The 24,640-nt window shown below is 69.4% G+C and carries 23 protein-coding genes and 1 pseudogene; 12 read left to right on the forward strand and 12 right to left on the reverse strand.

The genetic code is table 11. The annotated features are described in order from the left end of the window. Positions 1-13: 13 nt before the first annotated feature. The 5 genes from IEY60_RS15340 to IEY60_RS15360 all read left to right on the forward strand — a co-directional run bounded on the left by IEY60_RS15340 (position 14) and on the right by IEY60_RS15360 (position 5,043). Positions 14-985 (forward strand): DUF8017 domain-containing protein, encoded by a 972-nt coding sequence (locus IEY60_RS15340; RefSeq protein WP_189028550.1) that lies wholly within the window; start codon positions 14-16, stop codon positions 983-985. A 525-nt stretch (positions 986-1,510) separates the two neighbouring features. After that, a complete protein-coding gene (locus IEY60_RS15345; RefSeq protein WP_189028552.1) occupies positions 1,511-2,401 on the forward strand; it encodes a DUF5995 family protein in 891 nt (296 codons plus the stop codon). Positions 2,402-2,614: 213 nt separating this feature from the next. Then, positions 2,615-2,863 carry a GNAT family N-acetyltransferase gene (locus IEY60_RS35765; protein ID WP_229739851.1) on the forward strand — a complete coding sequence of 83 codons (249 nt, stop codon included), beginning with the start codon at positions 2,615-2,617 and terminating at the stop codon, positions 2,861-2,863. Positions 2,864-2,897: 34 nt separating this feature from the next. Then, positions 2,898-3,056, forward strand: a complete 159-nt coding sequence (locus IEY60_RS35770; protein WP_229739852.1) for a hypothetical protein — start codon at positions 2,898-2,900, stop codon at positions 3,054-3,056. A 655-nt stretch (positions 3,057-3,711) separates the two neighbouring features. Further along, positions 3,712-5,043 (forward strand): wax ester/triacylglycerol synthase family O-acyltransferase, encoded by a 1,332-nt coding sequence (locus tag IEY60_RS15360; RefSeq protein WP_189028554.1) that lies wholly within the window; start codon positions 3,712-3,714, stop codon positions 5,041-5,043. Here IEY60_RS15360 and IEY60_RS15365 read toward each other — a convergent pair. From IEY60_RS15365 to IEY60_RS36520, 3 genes are read right to left on the reverse strand one after another with little or no spacing between them, the layout of a single operon-like run. After that, a complete protein-coding gene (locus IEY60_RS15365; protein WP_229739853.1) occupies positions 4,962-5,858 on the reverse strand; it encodes an alcohol dehydrogenase catalytic domain-containing protein in 897 nt (298 codons plus the stop codon). The two genes, IEY60_RS15360 and IEY60_RS15365, sit on opposite strands and share 82 nt — an antisense overlap. A gap of 12 nt (positions 5,859-5,870) precedes the next feature. Beyond that, entirely contained in the window at positions 5,871-6,299 is a 429-nt protein-coding gene (locus IEY60_RS15370; RefSeq protein WP_189028556.1) for a hypothetical protein, read from the reverse strand. Between the two features lie 48 nt (positions 6,300-6,347). Beyond that, positions 6,348-6,842 (reverse strand): universal stress protein, encoded by a 495-nt coding sequence (locus IEY60_RS36520; RefSeq protein WP_373291717.1) that lies wholly within the window; start codon positions 6,840-6,842, stop codon positions 6,348-6,350. Positions 6,843-7,034: 192 nt separating this feature from the next. Here IEY60_RS36520 and IEY60_RS15380 point away from each other — a divergent pair, with 192 nt between their 5' ends. Further along, positions 7,035-8,033: a zinc-binding alcohol dehydrogenase family protein gene (locus tag IEY60_RS15380; protein ID WP_189029428.1), complete on the forward strand. Its 999-nt coding sequence runs from the start codon at positions 7,035-7,037 to the stop codon at positions 8,031-8,033. 25 nt (positions 8,034-8,058) lie between these two features. On the opposite strand, the gene IEY60_RS15385 is transcribed toward IEY60_RS15380, so the two are convergent. The 5 genes from IEY60_RS15385 to IEY60_RS15405 form a co-directional block, all read right to left on the reverse strand. Next, positions 8,059-8,934 (reverse strand): universal stress protein, encoded by an 876-nt coding sequence (locus tag IEY60_RS15385; RefSeq protein WP_189028558.1) that lies wholly within the window; start codon positions 8,932-8,934, stop codon positions 8,059-8,061. A 244-nt stretch (positions 8,935-9,178) separates the two neighbouring features. Then, positions 9,179-10,915, reverse strand: a complete 1,737-nt coding sequence (locus IEY60_RS15390) for a sensor histidine kinase (RefSeq protein ID WP_189028560.1) — start codon at positions 10,913-10,915, stop codon at positions 9,179-9,181. Positions 10,916-10,955: 40 nt separating this feature from the next. Further along, positions 10,956-11,600, reverse strand: a complete 645-nt coding sequence (locus IEY60_RS15395; protein ID WP_189028562.1) for a response regulator — start codon at positions 11,598-11,600, stop codon at positions 10,956-10,958. A gap of 94 nt (positions 11,601-11,694) precedes the next feature. After that, entirely contained in the window at positions 11,695-11,895 is a 201-nt protein-coding gene (locus IEY60_RS15400; protein WP_189028564.1) for a hypothetical protein, read from the reverse strand. Between the two features lie 12 nt (positions 11,896-11,907). Then, a complete protein-coding gene (locus IEY60_RS15405; RefSeq protein ID WP_189028566.1) occupies positions 11,908-12,324 on the reverse strand; it encodes a hypothetical protein in 417 nt (138 codons plus the stop codon). A 236-nt stretch (positions 12,325-12,560) separates the two neighbouring features. Here IEY60_RS15405 and IEY60_RS15410 point away from each other — a divergent pair, with 236 nt between their 5' ends. Beyond that, complete coding sequence (locus IEY60_RS15410) at positions 12,561-13,466, forward strand: universal stress protein (protein WP_189028568.1); 906 nt, start codon at positions 12,561-12,563, stop codon at positions 13,464-13,466. 66 nt (positions 13,467-13,532) lie between these two features. On the opposite strand, the gene IEY60_RS15415 is transcribed toward IEY60_RS15410, so the two are convergent. The 3 genes from IEY60_RS15415 to IEY60_RS15425 form a co-directional block, all read right to left on the reverse strand. Next, a complete protein-coding gene (locus tag IEY60_RS15415; protein WP_189028570.1) occupies positions 13,533-14,522 on the reverse strand; it encodes an Acg family FMN-binding oxidoreductase in 990 nt (329 codons plus the stop codon). A gap of 120 nt (positions 14,523-14,642) precedes the next feature. After that, positions 14,643-16,133, reverse strand: a complete 1,491-nt coding sequence (locus IEY60_RS15420) for a bifunctional aminoglycoside phosphotransferase/ATP-binding protein (RefSeq protein ID WP_189028572.1) — start codon at positions 16,131-16,133, stop codon at positions 14,643-14,645. Between the two features lie 11 nt (positions 16,134-16,144). Then, on the reverse strand, positions 16,145-16,312 hold the full coding sequence (locus IEY60_RS15425) for a hypothetical protein (protein ID WP_189028575.1): 168 nt from the start codon (positions 16,310-16,312) through the stop codon (positions 16,145-16,147). 245 nt (positions 16,313-16,557) lie between these two features. On the opposite strand from IEY60_RS15425, the pseudogene IEY60_RS15430 reads away from it, so the two are divergent. The 3 genes and pseudogenes from IEY60_RS15430 to IEY60_RS15440 all read left to right on the forward strand — a co-directional run. Beyond that, positions 16,558-17,858 (forward strand): annotated as a pseudogene (locus tag IEY60_RS15430) (MMPL family transporter); the annotation flags it as partial. Between the two features lie 32 nt (positions 17,859-17,890). Then, on the forward strand, positions 17,891-18,160 hold the full coding sequence (locus tag IEY60_RS15435; protein ID WP_189028577.1) for a metal-sensitive transcriptional regulator: 270 nt from the start codon (positions 17,891-17,893) through the stop codon (positions 18,158-18,160). 16 nt (positions 18,161-18,176) lie between these two features. After that, positions 18,177-18,581: a DUF302 domain-containing protein gene (locus IEY60_RS15440; RefSeq protein ID WP_189028579.1), complete on the forward strand. Its 405-nt coding sequence runs from the start codon at positions 18,177-18,179 to the stop codon at positions 18,579-18,581. A gap of 76 nt (positions 18,582-18,657) precedes the next feature. Here the strand turns inward: IEY60_RS15440 and IEY60_RS15445 are convergent, their stop codons facing one another. Next, positions 18,658-21,924: a beta-phosphoglucomutase family hydrolase gene (locus tag IEY60_RS15445; RefSeq protein WP_189029430.1), complete on the reverse strand. Its 3,267-nt coding sequence runs from the start codon at positions 21,922-21,924 to the stop codon at positions 18,658-18,660. A gap of 209 nt (positions 21,925-22,133) precedes the next feature. Between IEY60_RS15445 and IEY60_RS15450 the strand changes: the two genes are divergently transcribed. Both IEY60_RS15450 and IEY60_RS15455 read left to right on the forward strand, forming a co-directional pair. Then, positions 22,134-23,114 (forward strand): Acg family FMN-binding oxidoreductase, encoded by a 981-nt coding sequence (locus IEY60_RS15450; protein ID WP_189028581.1) that lies wholly within the window; start codon positions 22,134-22,136, stop codon positions 23,112-23,114. Next, positions 23,111-24,094: an Acg family FMN-binding oxidoreductase gene (locus tag IEY60_RS15455; protein WP_189028583.1), complete on the forward strand. Its 984-nt coding sequence runs from the start codon at positions 23,111-23,113 to the stop codon at positions 24,092-24,094. The genes IEY60_RS15450 and IEY60_RS15455 overlap by 4 nt, the downstream gene beginning before the upstream one ends. Positions 24,095-24,640 lie beyond the last annotated feature (546 nt).

Genomic DNA, 24,640 nt, shown 5'->3' on the forward strand with positions numbered 1-24,640 from the left:
GGGAGGACTCGACGTGGCAAACGACAGCGATCGCTGGTGGGAGGCGCCGGGGATGTCGGGGGAGACCCCGCAGACCGGAGCCGACCCGTACTCCCAGCCTGCCATCCCGCAGCAGCCGGGTGGATATCCGCCGCCGCAGTACGGTGCGCCGCAGCCCGGGTACGGGCAACCGCCGTATGGTCAGCAGCCGTATGCGCCACAACCCTACGGTCAGCAGCCCTATGTGCAGCAGCCGTACGGGTATGCGCCGCAACCGAATCCGGGACCGCCTCGCCGAAACACTGGCGCCGGGGTGATCATCGCGGTGGTCGTCGTGGTCGCGTTGATCGCTGTCGTCGGGATCGCCGCCGTCGTGATCGGCGCCAGCAGCTCCGACGACACCACCGCCGCGGCGACCTCGACCACCGCGACGACGGTGAAAGCGGGACCGTTGACCGGCACGACCACCGCACCGGCGACGCCGGGTTCGAAGGGCGTGCTCGTCGCCTCCTACCGCGTCGCCTACGACGTGCCGTCTGCATGGTCGGTCTCCGCCGAGTACGACACCATATCCTTCACCACGGCGCTCGGCTCGATGAACGGCCGCGGCCAGGCGACCGAGGGCGAGAGCTACTGCCCCGGATCGGCCTATCGCGCCATGGCAGGCGTCACCACGACCACCGAATCCGATCCTGCTTCCGCCGCCAAAGCTGTCGCGAAAATCGCTGCGGCAGGCGGATACTCGGATCCGACCGGCGGAAAGTTGACCTCGCCGACCGCGCTGACGACCCAGAGCGGTGTCACCGGCCAGTTCGTCGAGAGCACCGGACCCTGGAAGCCCGCGATCGCCGGCTGCACCGCCGACTCCTACTCGGTGTACACCTTCGCCTTCAAGAACGCAGCCGACACGTTGCTGGTGCTGACCCTCCTCGTCGACCGCAACGCCACCGGCGAACTCACTGCCGACCAGGCCAAGAAGATCATCACCAGCTTGCGCCTGGTGTGAGCCCCGGTCAGGACTGTTTCGGGAGCGTGGCCAGATAGTCGGTGGAATCGGTGGCCGGGTGATCGGTGAGGGACGGCACCGGTGTAGGTGGTCGAAGTGAGTACCGCGGCAGCGCAGTCGGCGACATCCGCGCGGGTCACGGCGGCGACCTTGCCGTCGCCCGCCGGGCCGGCGATCACGCCGTCGGCGTCGGCGAAGTGGGGGATGATGCCCTGATACCGGTTGTCGCGCAGGCACGTGAAATCCAGGCCGGACTCGCGGATGGCCTGCTCGGTGTACCAGTGATCGCCGCCGTGGCGCCCTGGATCGAGGGCAGATCGTCGAGAGTGCGCCCCAGCAGCGGCAACGGCGCGCCCGAGTCCGCGAGAATCCGGGCGGCGCGCCCGCCGATGTGTCCGCCGGTCCCTGAAATCGCAATGGTTTCCGGCATTCGCCCAGGCTATCGCACCGTTCGCTCGGTTCGACGACCCGCTTCGCGCCGTGTCGTATGCTGCGGTTCTCACTCACGGGTGGTGGAATCTGCGGGTGCGTGTATCGAGCGGAATAGCTGCTGTCGCTGCGGCCCTGATCATGACCCTGCCCGCGGTCGTCGCGGCACCGGCCACCGGCGCTGTTCGCGACACCGCGTGCGGTTCGACGCTGTCTTCTGCCGATATCGCCGACATCGCACGGCTGTCGGATACCTCGACGATCGCCGGCGCCGACAGTCTCGCGCGACTCGAGAACGCGGTGGACCGGCACGACCGGATCACCGAGATCCTCGTCGCCCACCGGGATCTGCGCGGTCTGTTCGCCATCGGCCTCGACGGCGTCGAATACGCGGCCGTCATGCCCCTACAGCGCGACCCCGCCGCGTTCGCGAACCGCGAATACGCGCACGCGATCAGCACGGAACTCCTGCGCCGGTTCCTGGACAATCTGCACGCCGAATTCACCGGCGGCGTCACCGAACCCCACTGGGCCCACTATTTCGCCCTCGCCCAGGACTGCGGCGTATCCAGGGCTCGCACCGCGATGGCGGGCTACAACGCCCATCTCACCGTCGACCTGACGTATTCGGTTGCGGCAGTGCGCAGTCGAACCGAGAATACCCCGGACTACTTCAAGATCGTCGCGAGCATCGCCGCCGTCGGCGACGTGATCATCGACCGCACCAAAGCGGTCTACGGCGCCGACCTCGGTCCACTGTGGCGGTTCTACTTCGTAGGCGATGGACTCGATCAGCTGTTCGGCGCGGGCGTCGCCACCGAGCAGATGCTCATCGCCGCCGACCTGGGCGCCAATACCGTCATCTTCACCAATGGCCTTGCGCTGCAAGACCCCGCCCTCGCGCCCGCCGTGCGCGCGGAGGTCACCGCCCTGTGGCAGGCAGGCGACCTGTCCTTCGACGCGCTCGCCCGGATCAACGCCCTCTGATGCACTTCCAGCACCAGACAAATCGATGGCCGCGACGGCCGCCCGATGGTCATGATGACCGGTATGAGCCTGAGGACGCACCGGCCCCTGGCCGGATTGCAGGTGCGACACCACGACTGGAACTGAGATTGCCCGGCCTGGAGGACCTGGGTGCACTGGCCGGGCTGGCCGCCGAGGGGTGCACGATCCGGCTGTGCAACCGTTCACCGCGGAGTGGACACGCTCGCCGCCAAGAACTTCGCGATCTGCGCCGAGGTGAACACCGGCTCCTGGCTCGGCCGAACCCACCACGGCCAAGGAATCGGAACGGAAATGAGTGCCGCGGTCCTGGAGCTGGGCTTCGCCCATCTCGGAGCGAACTCGGCGGTCTCCGGCGCCTTCGAAGACAACCAGGGCTCTGGCGGAATGCCTGCCGCTCTTCGGCATCCGAAGGTCGCCAGGTTGACGCTGCGTCAATGTTGAGCGTCGAGGTGCCGGACAGCTGCAGCAAATCCTGGTGTTGCGGGAGCTGGACCTGGGGCTCGACGCCATCGCAGCGATTCTCGACCGGCAGACCGACCGCGGGCAGGAGCCAGTTGCTGGTCGATCCGAGCATCAGACCCCGGAATCCGCCGCGACCGCGGCTGCCGACGACGAGCAGCTGCGCGGTTCGTGACCAGCGCGGCGAACGCGGCGCCGACGGCAGGCTCGCCGACGCTGCTGCCGTCGACACCACGACGACAGGTCCGCTGTTGCGATCGGGATCGGGCCCGCGCACGATGACGACCTCGCCGTGCGCGTGCGCGGTCACCGACAGCAGCGTCGAGCCGAGGTGGGCGATCGAACCGACCGACGCTGTCGCCCCGAGAACCAGCAGATGCGCGTGCGCCGAGGCATCGATGAGGGTGCGGGTGGGGTTGCCGGTCGCGAGTTCAGTGGTCACCGTGACCGACGGTGCCGCGATGATCGCGTCCTCGCGGGCCGCGGCCAGCACGTGCTCGTCGGCCGACCGGATGTCCTGCATCGTGGCGAAGATGAACGCGTCGTAAGCACCGCGTGGTGTTCGGTCGGCGGCCGGGTTGGTGCAGTGCACGCTGTGCTCGGTCATGTCCCCACGCGAGAATCGTCGCCGGTCAGAGCCGTGGTGCCCGTAACGCAGGGTCCAATGGCACCGGCTGGACCGCTGGCCGTCGGGCAGGAAGGGCAGTTCGGCCGGTGATCGTTGACCATGTTCTCTCGCCGTCCCCGGCCGCACCGGCGAGGATCAGATCACCGGTCGCGCGTACACGGCAACGGGGCGGCCACCACAGCACCTACGTCGAGGTCGACCGATGACAGAGCTACACCCCCTCGATTGGGGATTCATGGAACTGGAGGACACCGATCGCCACATCAGCCTGGGAATCGGTGCCGTCGCGATAGTGGCCGGGCCGGCGCCGACACGCGCCGAGTTCGTCGCGTGGCTGCAGAAGCGGATCGATCACGTCGAGCTTCTGCGCCGGCGAGTACGCAGAAAGCCGCTGAATCTGTCCGCACCGGTGTGGGAGCGAGACCCCGATTTCGACCTGGCGCACCACATCCGGTGGACCGCGGTGCCCGGCCCGCACGACGAGTCGGCCTTGCGGGAGCTCGTCGCCACCGAACTGGAGCAACGGCTCGACCGGGACCATCCGCTGTGGCAGTGCGTGGTCGTCGAACAATTGACAGGCGATCGATGGGCATTGATCGTGAAAGCCCACCACAGCATGGTCGACGGCATGTCGGGAATCGCGTTGTTCGAGCAGCTGTGCGATGCCGCCGCAGACCGCGTCGCACCGGCGAGTACGCGCACATCGAGCACATCGGGTGCCGGTCTCGTCGAGTGGGTGACCAGGGCGATTCGGCTACCGGTCACGGCACCGCGCTTCGCCCTCTCGATGATGCGCGCGCTCGTTCCCGTGGTGTCCGCGGCGGTGGCTCCGGGCAGCCCGTCGTCCTTGAACGGACCTCTCGGTCGCCAGCGCCGCTATGCCGTCGCGAGGGTGTCGATGACCGATATCCGCGCCGTCGAGACGGCATTCGGAACCTCGGTCAACGACGTGGCCTTGGCCGCCGTCACCGCGGCCTATCGGCGACTTCTGCACGACCGCGGCGAGGATCCGACGGCGGGCGGAGTACGAATTCTGGTCCCGGTGTCCATGCGTGCCACCGATGCCGAATTCGCTCTGGACAACCGTGTTTCGGCGATTCTCCCGCATCTCCCGGTGGAGTTCGCCGATCCGGTCGAGCGGTTGAGCGCCGTCCATGAGCGCGTCGCGCGCCACCGCGCGCGGGGCGAAGCCGAGGCCGAGAAGTCAATTCTGGAGGTGGCGGAGCTGCTGCCGTTCGCTGTCGGGGCGTGGGCATTCCGGCTGGCCGGCCACTTTCCGCAGCGCAGCGTCGGCGCGCTGGCTACCAATGTGCCGGGACCCCGCAGACGACTGAGCCTGGACGGTCGTGCGGTGGCGGAGATCTGGCCCTGCATTCCTCTCGCGATGCGCCTGCGCACCACGATCGCGATCCTGAGCTACGGCGACAATCTGGTCTTCGGAATCACCGGCGACTACGACTCCACACCCGACATCGACCTGATCGCGGCCGGTATCGAGGACGGCATAGCGGAACTACTGGCACGCGCGCGGTAGGAAGGACATGGGCGAGTTCGATCCGAGGACGGGTATCCGGGCCCATGCTGGGCGGTGGTCATGACGATCCTGCCTACGACTGCACCGACCGCCTCCAACGTCACATCGGCACCCCGGCCACCGGTGAGCTCGGCGAGCCGGCCACGCACATCGTCGCGGCGGCTGTTGAGCACCGGATCGACACCGAGTGCGTACGCGGCTGCCAACCGGGTGCCGGCGAGGTCGATGACGACGATGCGGCTCGGGCTGTAGAGCCGCGCGGTCATCACCGCGGCCAGCCCGATCGGTCCCGCGCCGACGATGACCACGGTATCGCCCGGCCGCACCCTGCCGTTGCGAACCCCGACCTCGTAGCTGGTGGGCAGGATATCGGCCAGCATGAGCATTTGTTCGTCGCTGATGCCGGGCGGAATCCGATGGGTCGACATGTCGGCGCACGGCACGCGCACCGATTCCGCATGGGTGCCGTCGATTTCGTGGCCGAGCAGCCATCCGCCGCCCGGTGCACTGCCCGTAGCGGGCCTCTCGGCAGTATGCGCAGGCTCCCCATGCGGAGATACAGACACGAGAACTCGATCCCCGACCCGCAAGGTGCGCACCGCGCTGCCGATGGCGGCGACGGTTCCGACGGCTTCGTGGCCGAGGATCCGTCCGCGCTCGACCTCGGGCACATCACCCTGGAGAATGTGCAGGTCGGTTCCGCAGATGGTGGCCGTGCCGACTCTGACGACGGCGTCGGTGCTGTCGAGGATCCTCGGATCGGGTACGTCGCGACGGTGCGGACGTCCCGGGCCGTCGTAGACCATGGCGAACATCGAAGACTCCTTTCAGATCGCCGACGGGCGGGCGAGTGACTCGGCACGGGTTCGGATGCCCGAGAGCATCTTTCGCTCCATGACCAAGCTGCCCGGTTCAGCGACGAGGCGGGTGAACAACCGTGTCCGCAGCGATGACCCGGTCATCGAGATGAGATTGCGGCTGATCAGCCGGGTACCGGCGGGTTCGGGGTAGAGGTTGAACGACCAGACCCAGGCGCCGTCCTCGGAGCCGAACACGAGCGACCGGTCGGGTTCGAGCACGCGGATACGCATTCGGGGGCCCTGCGCGCCGAGCGCGATCACGTCGCCGAGCGCCGGATGCTGGAATCGGGGCAGGATCTCGTCGGCGCTGTGCATGTCGAGGCCGAACAGGTTCTCGATCCAGTCGTAGGTGTACGCGCCGCCGCGCCCGGGGCCGATCTGCACGAGCCACGCCATATCGCCGCCGGTTCGGCTGAGACGGTGATCGCCCTGGTTGTGCGAATATCAGGGGCCGGGAGCAATTCGTCGCCGGGCATCGTGCGCTCGACCTCGTCGCGGGTCGCGCCCCAAGTCGCGAACCGTTTGCGCAGGAGAAAACGAATACCCCAGTCCGAGTCCGGCGAAGTAGGTCGCGGCACCGACCGCGAAAGCTGTCGTGTTCCTCATCGCAGGTCCTCGGCGGCAGTGGGCATGCTGGACAAGCCAATTGCCGGTCGAACCGAGGACGAGACCACGCAGCCCACCCCCTCCGTGGCTTCCGACGACCACCATCTGCGCCGGGTGACCCGCAACGCGCTCGGTACTGACCACGAGTCCGGGCGCTACGTCCCGGGTCATGCGCTCGGCGGCGGCGAGGACTGCTGCGCCGTGGGCGCGTACTGCGTCGATGACCGCCGGTGTGCCGACGGCGTAGGGGGTGACTGCCGCGGCGCGGGCCAGGTCGAGTCCGTGCACGATCAGCAGGCGGCGGCCCCGCTCGGCGGCGGTCTGTTCGGACACACCTGGCAATCGCGCCCGGCTGAGGGCGCTCGCCGATCAACGGTCGAGTCAGTGGCGCTCTTCGAGCCCGCCGTCTACAGCGAACTGACCGTCGAATGGCGACACCAGACTGTGCGGCTCCACGCGCCGTCGCCTGGGGCGTGTCAGGGTGGACATCAGCACGGCTCGGCGGATCAAGGGAGCAGCGAGATGATGCGTGCATGGCGAGTAGAACATCCGGGTCCGGTCGGTTCGGCGCCGCTGCGACTCGGACATGAACCGATTCCGGTCCCCGCCGCCGGCGAGCTGCTGGTGCGGGTGCTGTCGTGCGGTGTGTGCCGGACTGATCTGCATGTTGTCGAAGGCGACCTGCCGGTGCACCGGCAGCATGTGACACCGGGACACGAGGTGGTCGCCGAGGTCGTGTCGGTTCCGGATGGATGCACGAGCGTCGCGGTCGGCGATCGAGTCGGTGTCCCCTGGCTGCGGTATACGTGTGGTGAGTGCCGATATTGCCTGCGTGGTGCGGAGAATCTGTGTCCGCGGTCGCGTTACACCGGCTGGGATGCCGACGGCGGCTATGCCGAATTCGCGACCGTCCCGACTGATTTCGCACTGCCTTTGCCGACCGGCTACCGCGACGACGAGCTGGCACCGCTGCTGTGCGCGGGCATCATCGGCTACCACGCGCTGATACGGGCTGAAGTCCCCGAAGGCGGGGTGCTCGGCATCTACGGCTTCGGTGGCAGCGCCCATCTCACCGCGCAGATCGCGCTCGCCCGGGGAGCACGGGTGCATGTGATGACCAGGGACGCGGCGGCCAGGGAGCTGGCGCTGGCCTTGGGCGCGGATTCGGTGCAGGGTGCCGCCGACGCACCACCGGAACCGCTGGATTCGGCGATTCTGTTCGCCCCCGTCGGTGCCCTCGTACTGCCGGCGATGGCGGCGTTGGACGCCGGTGGCACGCTGGCTGTGGCCGGCATCCACCTCACCGATGTGCCGCCGCTGAACTATCAGCGACATCTGTTCCGGGAGCGCCAGATTCGCAGCGTCACCTCGAACACTCGGGCGCAGGCCAGGGAGTTCCTCGAGCTGGCGCAGGACCGTCGGCTCGCGGTATCGACCCACCGCTACCCGCTCGATCACGCGGATCGCGCGCTGAGCGATCTGTCCCTCGGCCGCTTCGACGGTGCGGCGGTTCTGGTGCCATGACCGGCCCCACCGTCGATCGTGGCGATCAGTGGTTCGTGGTCGGTCGGGCGATGATCAGCGGGCCCTCGGCGCCGTGCAGGACGGTCTGGGCGACTGAGCCGAGGGTCATGCCGACGAAGCCGCCGCGACCGTGGCTGCCGACGACGATCAGCTGGGCCCCGGCACCGGCTGCGAGGATCGCCTTCGCCGGGCGGTCCTCCACGACGTTCCGTTCGACCGAGACCTCGGGATACTTCTCGGCGTACCCGGCGAGTCCTTCCGCGAGCACCGCCTCGGCCTCGGTCTGCATCGTCGAGCGGGCCTCGTAGCGGTAGAACTCCGACCAGGCGTGGACCGCGATCAGGCGGGCACCGCGCCGTGCGGCTTCGTCGAAGGCGATGGCGACCGCCTCGACGCTGCATGGTGAGCCGTCGACACCGACCACCACCGGGCCGTCGGGCGGCGTCTCCGACTCCGGGATCACGGCTACCGGGCACCCGGCGTGCCGGGCGATCGAGGTGCTGACCGAGCCGAGCAGGGTACGACGGAAGGCGCCGCGTCCCCGACTGCCGACGACCACCAGGCGCGCAGATTCGCTGCGCAGCCGGAGCACCTGGACCGCGGAGCCGAGGACGGCGTCGGTCGAGATGGTGATCTCGGCGATCGGCGTGGAGACCTCGGTCGCTTCCACAGCGGCGGCGTCGACGACGGACTCGCCGTGCTTGCGCAGCGCTTCGAGATCGTAGAGAGGCCCCGCCATGCCTGGTCCGTAGTCGACCGGGACCTCGGCGGCGTAGACGAGCTGCAGCGGTACCCGGTGGCGCGCGGCGAACTCGGCGGCCCAGCGCAGCGCTCGGCGCGACTGTTCCGATCCGTCCACACCGACGACGACCGGCTGCTTCGGAGTTCCGGGTGTGGTCATGGTGGCTTCCTTTCCGTTTCTGTCACTGTGCGCCGGTCACAGGCCGTGCGGCAGAGTCACAGGGCCCGCGCCGGAGGGTCCTTGGTCGTGGGAGTCGGCTGCCGCGATCGAGGACGCTGTTGCTGCACGCGCGAGATCGATCGCACCACCGAATGCGCGGCGGCCCTGCCGGCGCTGTACTGGCGGTCGTTGCGCACGGCGCGGGTGATGGCCGACGTCCACGCCTCGACCACCACCTGACGGCCTAGGCCAGCGGGGCCGACCAGCGCAGGACGGTGCCACCGCCGTCACGGGGGTTCACTGTGAACGTGCCGCCGGATTCCTCGGCGCGGGCGGCCAGATTCGCCAGGCCGCTGCGCCGGGTGACGCCGGGGTCGACGCCGGCGCCGTCGTCGGCGACTTCGATGGTCACCTCGTCGCGCACCACCAGTTCGATCGAGACGGTCGTGGCCTTCGCGTGCCGGACGGCATTGCTCAGTGCCTCTCGCAACACGGCTTCGACATGGTCCGACAGCGGCGGCTCCAATACCGTGACGGGTCCGGCCAGGCGCACCGTGGTGCGTAGTCCGGTGTCGTCGGTCATCTCGGCGATGATGTTGTGCAGGCGCTTGCGGTAGGTCGAGGAATCGGTGGCGGTGTTGGACTGCAGGTCGAAGATCGAATGCCGGATGTCCTGCACGATCGCCTGGACGTCGTCGATGGTCTCGTCGAGACGGGCGCGCACCTCGGGTGCCCTGGCTCGCTGCATGGTGCTCTGCAGCGACAGGCCGACGGCGAACAACCGCTGGATGACGTGATCGTGCAGGCCGCGGGCGATCCGGTCGCGGTCGGCGTAGAGGTCGAGTTCCCGCATCCGGCGCTGGCTGTCGGCGAGCTGTAGTGCCACGGCGGCTTGATCGGTGTAGGCGGCCATCAGCGATTGATCCATCGCGCCGAGCTGACGCGCGCCTGCGGGGAACACTGTGGTGAGCACGCCGGTGACGGCGCCGTTCGCGCGCAACGGCAACGTGAGGACAGGTCCGAAATTGTCGACCGAGTCGAAGATCGGGTTGTGGGCCGGGGAGTCGGCGGCGACCTTGTGACCGGACCGGAACGCCTCGGCCGAATGCGAATCCGTCATCGGGATATGCCTGCCGACCAGGACATCGGCATCCACACCCGCAGCGGCGACCACCACGAGTTCGGTGACTTCCTCGTGCGGGATGTCGGGATCCTCGGGCAACGCCAGGAACGTACACGCGGAATTGGTCAGTAGGCGACCGCGCTCGGCGACCAGCCCGAGCACCTCCTCCGACGCACTGCCCGCCAGCAGCTCTGTGGCCACGTCCCGCATCGCTTCCAGCCAGAGCTGGCGCACCCGCGACTGCGCGTACAGCCGAGCGTTCTCGATCGCGATGCCCGCAGCGGCCGCGAGCGCCTGCACCACGACCTCGTCGTCATCGGTGAACTCGACACCGTCGGCCTTCTCCGTCAGGTAGAGGTTGCCGAACACCTCACCGCGCACCTGCACCGGCACTCCGAGGAAGGTCCGCATCGGTGGGTGGTTGGGCGGGAAGCCGACCGAGGACGGGTGATGCGAAAGATTGGTCAGCCGAATGGGTTTCGGTTCGGCGATGAGCAGGCCGAGCACGCCGTGCCCGCGCGGGAGATCGCCGATCAGCACCCGGGTGCGGTCGTCGATGCCTTCATAGACGAACTCGGCGAGCTGATTGCTGGTCTTGTCGGTCTCGCGTACGCCGAGCGCGCCGTAGCCCGCGTCGACGAGTTCGATGGCGGTGTGCACGATGGTGCGCAGCGTGTTGTCGAGGTCGAGGCCCGCCGTCACGACGAGCATCGCCTCCATCAACCGGTCCATCCGGTCGCGGACGTCGACGATCTGGGTGATCCGATCCTGGACCTCGGCCAGCAGTTCACGCAAACGCAGCTGGGACAGGGTCTCGGTCATCGGAGGCCGCGCGCCGCCTACCGACTCGTCGTCCATGAAGTGCATTCTTCCACGGCACGACGAGGAAGCCAGGGCATCATCGTCGCTGCGGCTGGTCCAGGGCGGCGGCCATCACCGCGGCCTGCGTGCGCCGTTCGACGCCCAGTTTCGTCAGGAGCCGGGACACGTAGTTCTTGACGGTCTTCTCGGCCAGGAACATGCGCGCCGCGATCTGCCGATTGGTCAGGCCTTCCCCCAGCAGCGACAGCAGTATCCGTTCCTGCTCCGTCAGCGTCGCCAGCGGCCCGGTGTCCTCCTGCGCCTCCGACCGGAGCTTGGCCATCAGGGCCGCCGCGGCCCGGTTGTCCAACAGCGACTTGCCCTCGCCGACCTCGCGGACGGCGTGGATGAGTTCCAGGCTTCGGATGTCCTTGACGACATATCCGCTGGCACCGGCCAGGATCGCGTCGAGCATGGCCTGCTCATCGGTGAACGAGGTCAGGATCAGGCAGCGCAGGTTCAGGTCCGCCGAGAGCAGTTCGCGGCACAGTTCGATGCCGTTGCCGTCGGGCAGGCGCACGTCGAGCACGACGACATCGGGGCGCAACGCGGGTATCCGGGCCAGCGCCTGGGCGACCGTGCCCGCTTCACCGATGACCTCGAGGTCGGGTTCCAGAGCGATCAGGTCGCCTACCCCACGCCGGACGATCTCGTGGTCGTCGACCAGGAATACCGTGGTCATGGATGGCTCTCTCTCGGGTAGGGGAACGTCGCCCTTCATTGTCCGCCAACTCCGTGGTGCACGGAATGAAGCAGTACATCGAACGCCGTGATGATCACCGAAGGCTCGTGCCTTCGTCTGCGGCCATTTTCGTGCCGAACGCCGCGGCCCGGCGTGGTCGCGACACAGGCAGTGCGGCGTCGAGCCACTCACGGATGCCCAGCTCGACCGCGACCGGAGTCTCGACCCGGCCCGCCGCATCCTGGCGGGTCGAGGTTCGGCTCAGGCCGGATTCGTAGACGACGAGTGCTCGCACGGTCTTCTCGTTTCAGCGCCGGAGGGTGGTGTGGTGCCCGAGCGGTGGTGCGCCCAGGGCGGCCACGGTCACCGCCGAGACCACGCAGACCGGCTGCAACCAGCTGAACTCGCGCAGGATCAGCAGTTGTGCCAGCACCCAGCCGATCAGCAGATACGCGGCGGCCAGGGTCGTCTGCGCGGCGGCCGGATCGTTGTGGGTGGCGGTGAGGGCGACGACGGTCATCGGCAGGCCGACGACCAGCGCGAGCAGCACGCCCGCCAGGATGGGGCTGTGCCACGGCAGGCGGCTCTCGGCGGCGGGACCGAGAGACAGTGCGCCGGTGATGAGGCCGAGGGATCCGGCGAAGGCCCAGGTCGCCAGAAGCCCGGCGAACAGGCAGAGCGTGGCCTTTCGGGGATCGAGCCGCTGGAAGTACGTGGTGATCATGTCCACAGCCTCGCGTGCCGGTGGTGCGGGCAGGCAGGGTCGAAGGTCCCCGAAGCCAGGGACCGGTGTCCTGACCTGCCGGGAGTGTGGCCGACGTGCGCGGATCACGGTGGACCCGGGGTCGATCGGCCCGCCCCCGCGATGACTTTGTCCCCTGCCGACGACTCGCCGACCCGGACGATGCTCGAAGGTGAACCGGCGTTGGCCTGGTTGCCCCGACGAGGAAAGGAACGACGATGACCGACAAGAAGGGACGGCCCACCGAACATCGTCCTCGGCCCGTGCTGGCCGCGGTCGACGGGTCGGCGAACTCCTATCAGGCCGCCGCGTGGGCGGCGGCGGAAGCGGCGCTGCATCACCTGCCCCTGCACATCCTGACCTCGGGGGCATTGCAGACCGGGTTCGGGCCCGGCATGTCGCTGGGGGAGGCGGACCTGGAATGGCTGCGGGTCGACGCCGAGCGGGTGGTGGGTGAGGCCGAGCGGGTGGCCCGCGCCGCGGTCCCCGACGAGGACCTCACCATCACCACCGAGGTCGCGTTCGAACTGGCGGCGCCGCTGCTGATCGAGCGCTCGCCGACGGCAGAGATACTGGTCGTCGGCAGCCGTGGCCTCGGCGCCTTCCAGCGTGGGCTGCTCGGGTCGGTCAGCCGCGCGGTGGCTCAGCACGCACACTGCCCGGTGGCCGTAATCCACGGCATCGCGGCGATCGACCCGGTCTCCGCGGCGCTGCCGGTGCTGGTCGGCGTGGACGGAACCGCCAACAGTGTGCCCGCGGTCGAGCTCGCGTTCGACGAGGCATCGCGACGCAAGGTCGAGCTGGTCGCCCTGCACGCGTTCAGCGACTCCAGCGCACTGGATCTGCCCGCGTTCGGGTGGGAGATGGGCCGGCAGTCGGCCGAGGCCGACCTCGCCGAAACCCTCGCCGGCTACGCCGAGCGCTACCCGGATGTGCCGGTGCGCCGGATCGTGGTCGCCGACCGGCCCGTGCGTTCGCTGGTCGACGAGGCGGCCTCGGCGCAGCTGGTGGTGGTGGGCAGCCACGGGCGCGGCGGCTTCTCCGGCATGTTGCTCGGCTCGACCAGCACCGCGTTGCTGCATTCGGTGGAGATCCCGACGATCGTCGTCCGTAGCAGACGGTAGATTCCGCTCGAACAGTGAGGCGGCCACCGGAATCCGGTGGCTGCCTCACTGTGGTGTCGTGCGCGGTCATGTCGTCATGGTGAGCACATCGGCCAGCGGCCTGCGCGGGGTGGGCGGCGGTCGGTGGTCGTCGGGCGCGACGCCGATCCGCAGCACGACCTGCGGTACCCCGGGGTGGCCGATCAGGCTGCTCAGCAGTCGCCGGCCCGCTGTCAGTTCGGTGATATGGGTCAGCGCGCAGGTCGAGAAGCCGGAAGCGGTGCATTCGAGCAATGCCGCCGACAGCGCCTCGCCGGTATGCAGCCAGGACAGGGGGGTCTCGCTCGTCGCGGTGAGGACGGCCAGCCGCGCGTGGTCACGCAGGTCACCGCGGCGTGCGGCGGGTCCCGGTCTAGGGAACGTCCGGGCGACGCCGACGCGGGCGGCTTCGGACTCCGACACCAGCGCTGAGGGCGGCACCCCCTCCGGTGTATCGGGATGACCTGCCCACCACCGGATTTCGGTTTGATACTCCATGTCGTAGCGTCGCAGCGCGCCGGATTGCTCCGAAGCGACCGACAGTCGTGCCCGCGCGTCTTCGTCGAGCACGTCGAGGGTGAGTTCGTAGGCGCTGACGAGGTCGTCGAGCGTCGCCCTGACCGACGCCCAGCCGCTCGGCTCCGCCATCGGTAGTCGGTCGGTGTAGCGGTATTCGATCGCCTCCGCCCGCCGGAACACCGCGGTGGGTGGGTCGGGCCACGGTCGGAACTCGAGGGTGGCCAGCAGGCCGGGTCTGTTGAGGTCGGGCAGACGGGTGACATCGGTGCGCCAGTAGTACGAGGCGAACGCGGTGCGCACATGCTGGAGCGCCGCGCCGCAGCTCATCACCGCCTGACGGCCGTGCGGGTCGGCCGCGGTGAGTTGACGGTCGGTGTCGCGGAACAGGTGCAGCCAGGTGCCGTCGAAGACCCACCGCCACGGCTGGGTGTTGTGGATCGACGGCGCCCGGCATCCGAGCCCGACAGCTGCTCGGATCGTCGGAGGGTCAGGAACTCGGGGGGGTGATTGTTCGCTCATACCATCGAGTCTGGTCGGTGCGGGGAGTTCGCCGAGACGGCCATTGCGCCTGTTCGGCGGGGACCAAATGCCTTCGTTACCAGGTCACTCGGGATGCACGAACGTCACAGGGGCGCAGGCTCAGGACGAGGTCGCGGCGGGGACGGGTGGTGTGCCCGCGTGCCAGGCGTGCAGGGCGGTCGCGACGGAGTCGGCGAGGGGTCCGCTGGTGTCGACGGTGGTCGCGTCGGGCCACGGTGCCGCGGTCACGGCCATCGCGTCGGCGATCGCGGTGGTCGCGTCCGATTCGTGGCCGTGGCGGCTGTCGATGCGTCGATGCGCGAGTTCCGCCGGGCAGACACAGTGCAGGCGAACGAGATCGGCGGAGGCATCGGCGGCTGTCGTCGCGGCGCGCTGTCGATCGTCGACGGAGGTCCAGCTGGCGTCGAGTATCACCGAGACGCCGCCGGCGAGCAGAACCCTGGCCCGCCACAGGAGTTCGTCGTAGACGCGGGCCCGGTTGGCGTCGGAGCAACGTCCGGCCCCGAATTTCCCGATGTGGGCCGGCACCCCGTCGACTCGTGCCAGCTCCTTGCGGACGTGGTCGGCGGCGAGCACGACCGCGCCGGTCTCGGCGGCGAGTTCCGCGGCCAGAGTCGACTTTCCGGTTCCCGGCAGGCCGCCGACCAGGGTGAGCCGCACCGCACCGCGGGCCAGACGGTCCGCGGCGATCCGCAGGTGGGCGCGCAGTCGCTCGCCCGCGGCCGGGTCGCCCTGCCCGGCGCGAATCGAATCCACCCTCGCGCGCACGGTCGACCGGTAGGCGATGTAGTGGTCGCGCAGCGACGTGGGCGCGGTGTCCCCGCTCATCCGCTGGTAGTCCGCGACGAGACGGTCGCCGAGCGCGCCGTGGCCGAGGAACTCGAAGTCCATCGCGAGGAACGCGACGTCGTCGAGCCGATCGACATAGCGCAGGCGGTCGTCGAAATCGAGGCAGTCGAGGATCCGGAAGCCGTCCGGGAGTTCGAAGACGTCCTCGGCCAGGAGGTCGCCGTGGCCGTCGACGAGGTAGCCGTCGGCGATCCGGCTGTCGAACAGGGCGGCTCGGCCGTCGAGGTAGCGCATCGAGGCTCGGTCGATGCGGGCGCGCAGGTCGGGGTCGACGAGGTCGGCCTGCGAGTCGCGCAGCGGGTCGAGCAGGGAACGCCACCGGGCGCGCACGGCGGTGACGGTGCCCTCGCGGTCGATCTCGGGTCCACATGCGGCCGCGTCGTGGAATCGCACCAGCAGACAGACCAGTGCGGCCGAGGCCGCTGGGGTCGGGCCGTGGCCGCCGGTGAGCAGCTCGGACAACCGGCGGGTCTCCGGCATCCGACGCATGACCAGCACCGGCTCGGCCGGACCGCCCGCCGGGTCGCTGAGGTGCGCGACCCCGACGTAGACGTCCGGCGCCAACCTGCGGTTGAGCCCGAGTTCGCGCGTGCACGCGCGTTCGCGCAGTGCCGGGGTACTGAAGTCGAGGAAGTCGGTGCGCAGCGACTTCTTCACCTTGTACGCGCGGTCGCCGTAGAGCAGCACGACTCCGGTGTGCGTTTCGTGCACCTGTGCCGGTGCCGAAGCCGGGGTGAGCATCGGGGGCCTCCTCAGGAAGGGGTGAGCAGCATCGCGGCGAAGAAATGGGTCAGCTGTGCCGCGAATTGCCCGATCCGATTCGGTGAGGGCGGCTCGGGCGGAGTGTCGGCTTCGTCACGGCCGTTGCGCAGGACGGCTTCGGCGTCGGTCAGTCCCCGGTGCTCGACCGTCGTCTCCATAACGTCCCCTTTCCGCTGGTCCGATGGCTGTCAGGCCCAGTCTTCCGAGTTCTCGGCCGACCCGGCTACCGCCGAAGTGCCTCACGGCGAGGGCGGAATGGCACAACCTGAGGTCGCACCGGCGGAAACTCCTAGGGGTATATGAACACGGTTTCGAGGATGACTGTGCAGGAATCTATGTCCACAACGCAGACCCACGCGCCCGCGTCGGTGGGTGGGGGGTGCTCGGCCGCTGGGGTGCGGCGATGTCCGCACACGCGCGGGCGGTGTTCGGAGTGTGGCTCCTGGCGCTGATCGTGCTCGGCGCCGCCGCGCCGAGCGTGTTCGGCGCGCTGGCAGGCGCGGGCTGGCAGGCCGACAGCTCCGAGTCGGTGCGGGTACGCGAGCTCGCGCAGCGGCACTTCGGCGGCAACTCCTCAGCGCGGTGCAGGTGGTGATTCACTCCGGCACCGCCACCATCGACAGCCCGCAGATGCGGCAGGCGATCGACCGGGTGAGCGCGGACTTCGCGGGCGATACCCGGTTCGGATCGGTTATCGCACCGCAGCCGGGATTCTCGATCAGCCCGGACGGGCACACCGGGATCGTCGTGGCGGGCGCGGACGCCTCCACCGACGACGCGGCGCTTCGGCCTTGTGGAGCGATTTCAACAAGGCCAACCACGAGGCGATGATCACCGCTGAGCTGTTCTCCTGGCCGGTGACCCTGGCGATCATGGTGCTGGCCTTCGGTTCCCTCGTCGCGGCCGGGCCGCCGCTGCTGCTGACGGTGGCAGGCCTGGTCGCCTCGGCGGGCGGGTACGGACGATGGCCGTCGGGATCATGCTGGCCGTCGGCTTCGTGCTCGTCGCGACGCTGACCCTGCTGCCCGCGGCCCTCGGCGCGCTCGGCCCGAGGATCGACGCGGCGGCTGTGCCGTTCGCGCGGCGTCAACCGCACCGCTCCCCATGTTTCGCGCGCTGGGGTGCTGCAGGCTCATCCGTGGCCGTTCGCCGTCGCGGCGGTGGCGGTCTTGATCGCCCTCGCCGTCCCGGTGCTCGGCCTGCGGACCGCCATGCCGTCGATCGAGGTCGTCCCGGCCGATGCGCGGGTGCGCCAGGGCTACGAACTCGTCCAGCGGCAGATGGGCGTCGGCGCGCCCGGTGCCGTGACGATCGTCGCGCCCGCGGCCGAGGCCGAACAGGGCGCGCGCACCGCGCGGGACAGTGCCGGTATCGTCGCGGTCACCCCGCCGCAGCCGGCTGCCGACGACAGCCGGCTGCCGACGACAGCGGGCTGGTGCTGTTGCAGGCCGTGCCCGGCGTCGATCCGTCCCTCGCCGCGGGTGGGCGAGATCGTGGCCGGACTGCGCGCAGAGCTCCCGGCGTCGGCGCTGGTCGGTGGCGCCCGCGGAGAATCTCGATCTGCAACAGGCGCTGGACGACTATCTGCCGATCGTCGTCGCGGTGATCCTGGTGCTCGGGTTCGTCCTGCTGCTGCTCGCGTTGCAGGCGCCGGTGATCGCGGCGCTGGGCACCGTCGTGAGTCTGCTCTCGACCGCAGCCGCTTCGAGGTCGGGGGACAGCGAAAGGGAAAAACCATGGTCGGCGACGAAGCAAGCATCGCCCAGGTACTCAACCGGCTGCGTCGCGCGCACGGCCAACTCGCCGGCGTCATCGCCATGATCGAAGCCGGACGCGATTGCAAGGACGTCGTCACCCAGCTGGCCGCGGTCTCGCGCGCCCTCGACCGCGCGGGATTCAAGATCGTGGCGAGTGGACTGCGCGAATGCATGACCGGCGAGACCGGAGATGGGCGCGAGCCGATGACCGAAGAAGAACTCGAGAAGCTGTTTCTCGCACTCGCCTGACCGAGAGGAGTCCGTCATGGACCTGGCACTGTCGACCACCCTGCAGCACATCACCTTCGACGACGCGATCGAGCGCACCCGAACGGCACTGGCCGCCCAGGGATTCGGCATCCTCACCGATATCGACATGCGCGCGACCATGAAGGCCAAACTGGGTCAGGAGATGGAGGACTACCGCATCCTCGGCGCCTGCAACCCGCCGCTGGCCCATCGCGCGGTCGACATCGACCGGCAGATCGGACTCCTGCTGCCCTGCAACGTGGTGGTCCGCCGCGACCGCGCGGCCGACGACACCGTCATCGTCGAGGCGATGAACCCGCAGGTGATGGCCACCGTCACCGGCGAGCCGGCCTTCGACCCGGTCGTCGCCGACGCCACCGCGCGGCTGCGCGCCGCCATCGACGCGCTCAGCGCGAGCTGACCGCGACGGTGCCGGCCGACGGCGATCGAGCCCGGTGCGGTGCCCGCCGACGTGGCGCCGGTGACCTTCGCGCTGCTCAGCCGGACCTTCGCCGCGCCGAAAACCGCGGGGAATCTTGGTCGATCCGGACCGGACCGGCGGTATCCGCGAGCGGGACCACCCAGGACCGGCCCGCTTCGAGCACACCCTCGATGCCCTCGACACTGACCCGGATCGGATCGGCGGTGCTCGGATGCGAGTCGAGTCGAATCTGGGTGTGGGTGACGGTGACGGTGAGCGGTTGTCCGCGATAGGAGACGGTGAACTCGGCCTCCTGCAGCTCGGCGGGCAGAACCGGGTGCAGCCGGAGCAGGTCGTGGCGGGTCTCGATGCCGCAATAGCAGCGCAGCACCATGTCGGCCGTGCCCGCCATGGCTCCGATATGGACGCCTTCCCTGGTCGTCCCGCCCTGGGTGTCGGCCAGATCGGCATCGAGAGCTCGAGTGAACAGCGACCACGACGCCTTGCGGTCGGTGCGGGCCAGCACCCAGGCGTGGGCGAGGCGGCTCAGCGTCGACCCGTGGCTGGTGCGGGCCAGGTAGTACTCGACGGTGCGTGGGATGATCTGCGGCGGTAGCGAATAGCCGAGCCGTTCGAGGATGTGGCGCAGCTCCTCGGCGGAGAAGAGATAGAACAGCATCAGCACATCGGCCTGTTTGGACAGCTTGTAGCGATTGGTCGTATCGCCCTCGGCGTGCAGGATCAGGTCGAGCCGCTCGATGTTCCCGTAGCGCGCACGGTAGGCGTCCCAATCGAATTCGGTGAGATCCTCGTACCCGTCGAACTGGCTGATGACGCCGTCACGATGAAACGGCACGCGCAACCGCCTGCTGACCCGGTCCCAGTGGATCGGTTCGTCGGCGTGTAGCCGCAGCCGATCCCACAGCGGCGCGCAGTCGCGGCCGTCGAGCAGCCGGACCACATCGCGGGCGCGCGCCAGCGTCCAGGCGGCGAGCACGTTGGTGTAGGCGTTGTTGCGCAACCCGCATCCGGGCGAATCCGGTCCGCCGTCGTGGTATTCGTCGGGTCCCATCACGCCCTCGATGTCGTATCGGTCATCGGCCGCGTCATAGGCGGCCATCGCGGCGAACGAGCGAGCCACCTCGATGACGATCTCGGCGCCCACGTCGATGAGGAACCGTTCGTCGCCGGTGGCCTGGTAGTACTGCCAGATGCTGTACGCCACGGCCAGACCCACGTGGCGCTGCCGAGACGAATGGTCCGGCATCCACTGACCGTTGCGGACATTGAACAGTTCCGCCGGAGCTTCTTCGCGGCCGTCGCTGCCGCTCTGCCAGGGGAACAACGCGCCGTCGAGCCCGGCCGCGCGGGCGGCGGCCCTGGCCCGGGGAAGGCGTTCGTAGCGGTAGTGCAGCAGCGCCCTGGTCAGCTCCGGCTGTCGCAGTGTGAGCATGGGGTAGACGAACAATTCGTCCCAGAAGACGTGCCCGCGGTAACCCTCGCCGTGCAGGCCGCGCGCGGGTACGCCGATGTCGAGATCGGTGCCCGTCACGTGCACCGCCTGGAGAACGTGGAACACGTGCAGGTTCAGGGCCAGGTTGTGCTCGTGGTGATTGCCCAGCCGGATCGCGAAACGGTCCCAGAGCAGCGCCCACGCCGCCACATGCGCGTCACGCAGGCTGGCGGCATCGGGGACTACCCCGATGCGATCGGCGGCGGCGAGCGCGGCGGTGGAGATTCCGCGGTCGCGCGAAGTGCTGACCACGGCGACCTTCTCGACGGTGACCGGTGCTCGGCGCCCGATCCGGACCGTCGCGACCACTCCCGGTCGTGATCGCTCGTCGAGGAAGGCGCGGTCGGCGAGCCCACCGCCGATACGTGTGCGCACCGCGGTGGCGATCGTGAGCCCGGACTGGCGGGTGATGGTCTCGTACAGTACGGTGTCGTCGTCGAGCCGGCGGTGGATGCCGGTCACGAGGTGCTCGGCGGTCAGCGCCCGGTCGGCGGCGACGTTGCGGTTGCGCACCCGCCCCTCGATCACGGACTCGACGACGATCTCGCCGTCCCAGTTGTGGGCGCGCACCGACATTTCCAGGACGGCGACGTGGGGGTCGGCCATCGAGTGGAACCGCCGGGTGGTCACGGTCGTCTGCCTGCCGGAAGCGTCCTCGTACCGGTCGTGGCAGGTGAGCACGCCTGCGCGTAGGTTCAGGTCCTGGTGATGGCCGACCATCTCGGGGGCGCCGGGTCGCAGGACCGTCCCGTCGGTCTGCCGGACCACGACCGACGTCCAATCCGGGGCGTTCACCAGGTGTTCGGTCTCGATGACGCGCTCGCCGACGGACGAGACGCACCGGTTGTAGATGCCGGCCAGATAGGTACCGGGGTAGTGGATGCCGTCGGGCACGGTGCCCGGGGTAGCAGCCCGGCTGGCCCAGTAACCGTTGCCGGTGGCGCACAGCGCTTCCCGGGTGCCCTCCTGGGCCGGATCGACATCGTCGTAGATCAGATTCCAGCCACCCGAACTCGCGGTGACGGCACCACCACACCACCGGGCCGCCGCGGGGATCGGGTCCTCCTCGGCGGACGTCAGCGCCAGGTCCGACAGATCGGTGACGATGTTGTCGGCGCCGACCGCCGCGAGGCGGGCACCGGAACCGGTGCGATCGACACCGACGACAAGACCGAACCTGCCCTCGACGGCCGCTTGGACCCCGGACGTCGCGTCTTCGAGCACAACGGCATCGATAGGCTCGACCCGCAGCCTGCGGGCCGCCTCGAGGAACATCGCCGGATCGGGTTTGCCCGCCAAGCCGTAGCGCCGGGCATCGTTTCCGTCGACACGCACCGTGAACGCCTCGGTCAACCCGGCCGCGTCCAGCACCGCGGCGCTGTTGGCGCTGGCGGTGACCAGGGCCGTCGGCACGCGCGCGGCGCGCAGCCGGCGCAGCAACGCGGCGGCGTCGGGGAACACGCGCACCCCGGATCCGGCGAGTTCGGCGGTGAACAGCTGTTGTTTGCGAGCGCTGATCCCGGCCACGGTCAGGCGATCCGGCGCGTCATCCGGAGAACCCTCGTCGACCGTGATGCCCCGGGCGGCCAGGAAGGTCCGGACGCCGTCACTTCGGTCACGGCCGTCGACGAAACGCCGGTAGTCCGCGTCGCTGTCGAACGGGGCCACGGTGGGATCGGCCAGCCGGGGCAGCACCTCGTCGAAGAGCTTTTTCCACGCAACAGCATGGACCGCCGCGGTGTCGGTGACGACACCGTCCATGTCGAACAGCACCGCACCGAATCCGTTCGCTGTGCGGCCCGCCGCGGCCGGGAGATTCGCCAGACGCATCACCACGACGCCCTCCGCGCGGGCGAGGTCGGGAGAAGACGTTCGCTGTCCACGGACTTCATCCTGCCGAGCGCGGACCGGTGGGGAAAGGGCGCTGGGGTACGCCGTCGGATTCCCGAAGTCCTTCCGAATGGGGACGTCGTGCCCTTATCCCGGCCACGTGCTGCTGGGACGGTGAACACAACCCACTGCGACGAAGGATGGACATCATGAGACGCGGACTGCCCGACGGCACCACCGTCAAGGCGGCACTCACCCTCGCCGGCCGCGCGCCGTCCGTGCACAACGTGCAGCCGTGGCGCTGGCGCCTCGCCGACCACAGCATCCACCTCTATCTCGACACGCGACGAGCGCTGCCCGCCACCGACTCCGACCACCGTGACATCGTGATCAGCTGTGGTGCGGTCCTGCATCACCTGACGGTGGCGCTGACGGCCATGGGCTGGGCGCCGGTGATCCATCGCATCCCCGACCCCGCCGAACCGGACCACCTGGCCGCGCTGACCCTGGTACCGCATCGGCCCACCGCGCTGGACATCTCACTCAGCGCCGCCATCACCCAGCGCCGCACCGACCGGCGCCACTACACGTCCTGGCCGGTGCCGCCGGGATATCTCGGCCTGCTCACCGAGCGCGCCGCCGTGCTCGGCGCGGTGGTGCGCCGGATCGACGACCGGGAACGGGTGAAGGCCGCGGCCCGCACCGCGAGCCGGGTGCACGCCGACGACGAGGCCTACCGGCTCGAGCTCGCGATGTGGTCGGGCAGGCACGGTAGCGCCGATGGCGTGCCCGGACGCGACACGCCGCTGCCACGGCCGGACGACGACTTCCCGCCCAGGGCGTTCGCGGCACCGGAAATCCTCGATCCGGCGAGCGGACCCGACCATGCCGAACTGCTGGTGATCGGCACCTCGGCCGACGATCGCGCCTCGCGACTACGCGCCGGCGAAGCAATCAGCAGCGTCCTGCTGACAGCGACCGGGATCGGGCTCGCCACCTGCCTGCTCACCGAACCGCTCGAGGTCGCGGAAGAACGCGCGCGCCTGCGTGACCGGCTGCTGCACGATATCGCTTTCCCCCAGGCCATCGTGCGTATCGGCTGGGCGCCGACCAGCGCCGACGCGCCGCCACCGACGCCCCGCCGACCACTCGAGGAACTGCTCGTCACCAAGAACGAGGGACTCCCATGACCGGGGCTGCCGATCCCGATCCCGGCACTGTCCGTTCGATTCTCGGGCGTGCCTCACGGGCGCCCTCGCTGCACAACGCGCAGCCGTGGCGGTGGCGCTGGGACGGCGCCACCGCGGCGCTGTACATGGACCCCGACCGGCTCCTGCCCGCCACCGACATGTTCAACCGGGAAGGAGTGCTCGGCTGTGGGGTGATGCTGCACCACGCCGAGATCGCGTGGGCCGCCGCGGGCTGGGAGACCTCCGTCGACCGGTTCCCCGAGCCGCCCGTGCGGGCTCACGTCGCCTCACTGCGGCCGACGCGCCGCCGCGAGCCCACCGAGTCGCAGCGCCTGCTCGGCGACGCGATCGACGTGCGCTACAGCGACCGGATGCCGATGGATCCGCCGCCGGGCTGGCCGGTGACGCGGGAGGTACTGGAGTTCCTCTGTGCTCGAACCGGCACGACGGTGACCTTCCTCGACTCAACTGAATCTGTTGCGCTGCAACATATCTCGACGGTAGCCGCCCGTCTGCGCCACTACGACCCGAAGTATCAAGCCGAACTCACCTGGTGGACGGCGGGTCCGGACGCGGACGGCACCGGCGTGCCCGCGACCACGCTGCCGTCGATCGCGGATCGCACGCGCGTTCCGGTCGGCCGCGAGTTCCCTTCGGGTAGTGCCGAATCCGCGGGTGAGGCAGCGGACGAGGCGACGGTCGCCGTGCTGTCCACCGACGGCGATTCGGCGGCCGACCTGCTCGAGTGCGGTAGCGCGCTCTCGGCGGTGCTGCTCGAGTGCACGGCCCATGGCTTGTCCACGTGCACCGTCTCCCACGTCATCGAGATCCCGGCGGCTCGCGCCGCCGTGGCCGACCTCGTCGACCGCCGATACCCCCAGGTGCTGGTCCGCATCGGCGCCGCCAGATGCGAACCGCCGCCACGCACTCCACGACGTCCGGTCGACAGCTTTCTGGAGATGTGTCAGGGCCTTCTGTGACTGGAGATGTAGGTCGAGGCGATCACCATGACCGCGAAAACGGTCGCGATGATGGTGTCGGCGAATTCTTCGAGAATTACCGTGAGACATCTTCGAGTGTCGTCGCCGCACCCGCGTCGGCCGAGGGCCTGAAAGCCCTTCCCCGGGTGTCCAAGGTATTCCCTGTCCGTCATCGGCTCGTGCGCGCCGACGAGTATCGGCAGTGAGGGATTCGAGCGTAGCGATATCGAAGACAACGGTTCCCGGTCGCATCATGGTGGCTGCCGCGGCGGCCACGCCGCCGGGCAGGCGTCGCTGCGCCGGCGGGGTCGGCGGGGGCGGTGCGGCGATCTCGTAGTGGCCGTCGGCGTCGGAGCGCACCGCGCCAAGCAGCCGATCGAGCCGGGCGCCGATCGCACCGCCCGCGGTGTGCAGCGCGATCGCCGCCGCGCCGAGCCGGCGGACGCGGCGGGCCACATTGATACCGCCACCGCCGACGCGAACAGAACGAACTCTCGCTCGGGACTTGCCTTCCAGCAGCAGTCGCGCGCCCTCGAGGGACGCATC

It is taken from the genome of Nocardia rhizosphaerihabitans, assembly GCF_014646295.1.
In the GTDB taxonomy this organism is placed as follows: domain Bacteria; phylum Actinomycetota; class Actinomycetes; order Mycobacteriales; family Mycobacteriaceae; genus Nocardia; species Nocardia rhizosphaerihabitans.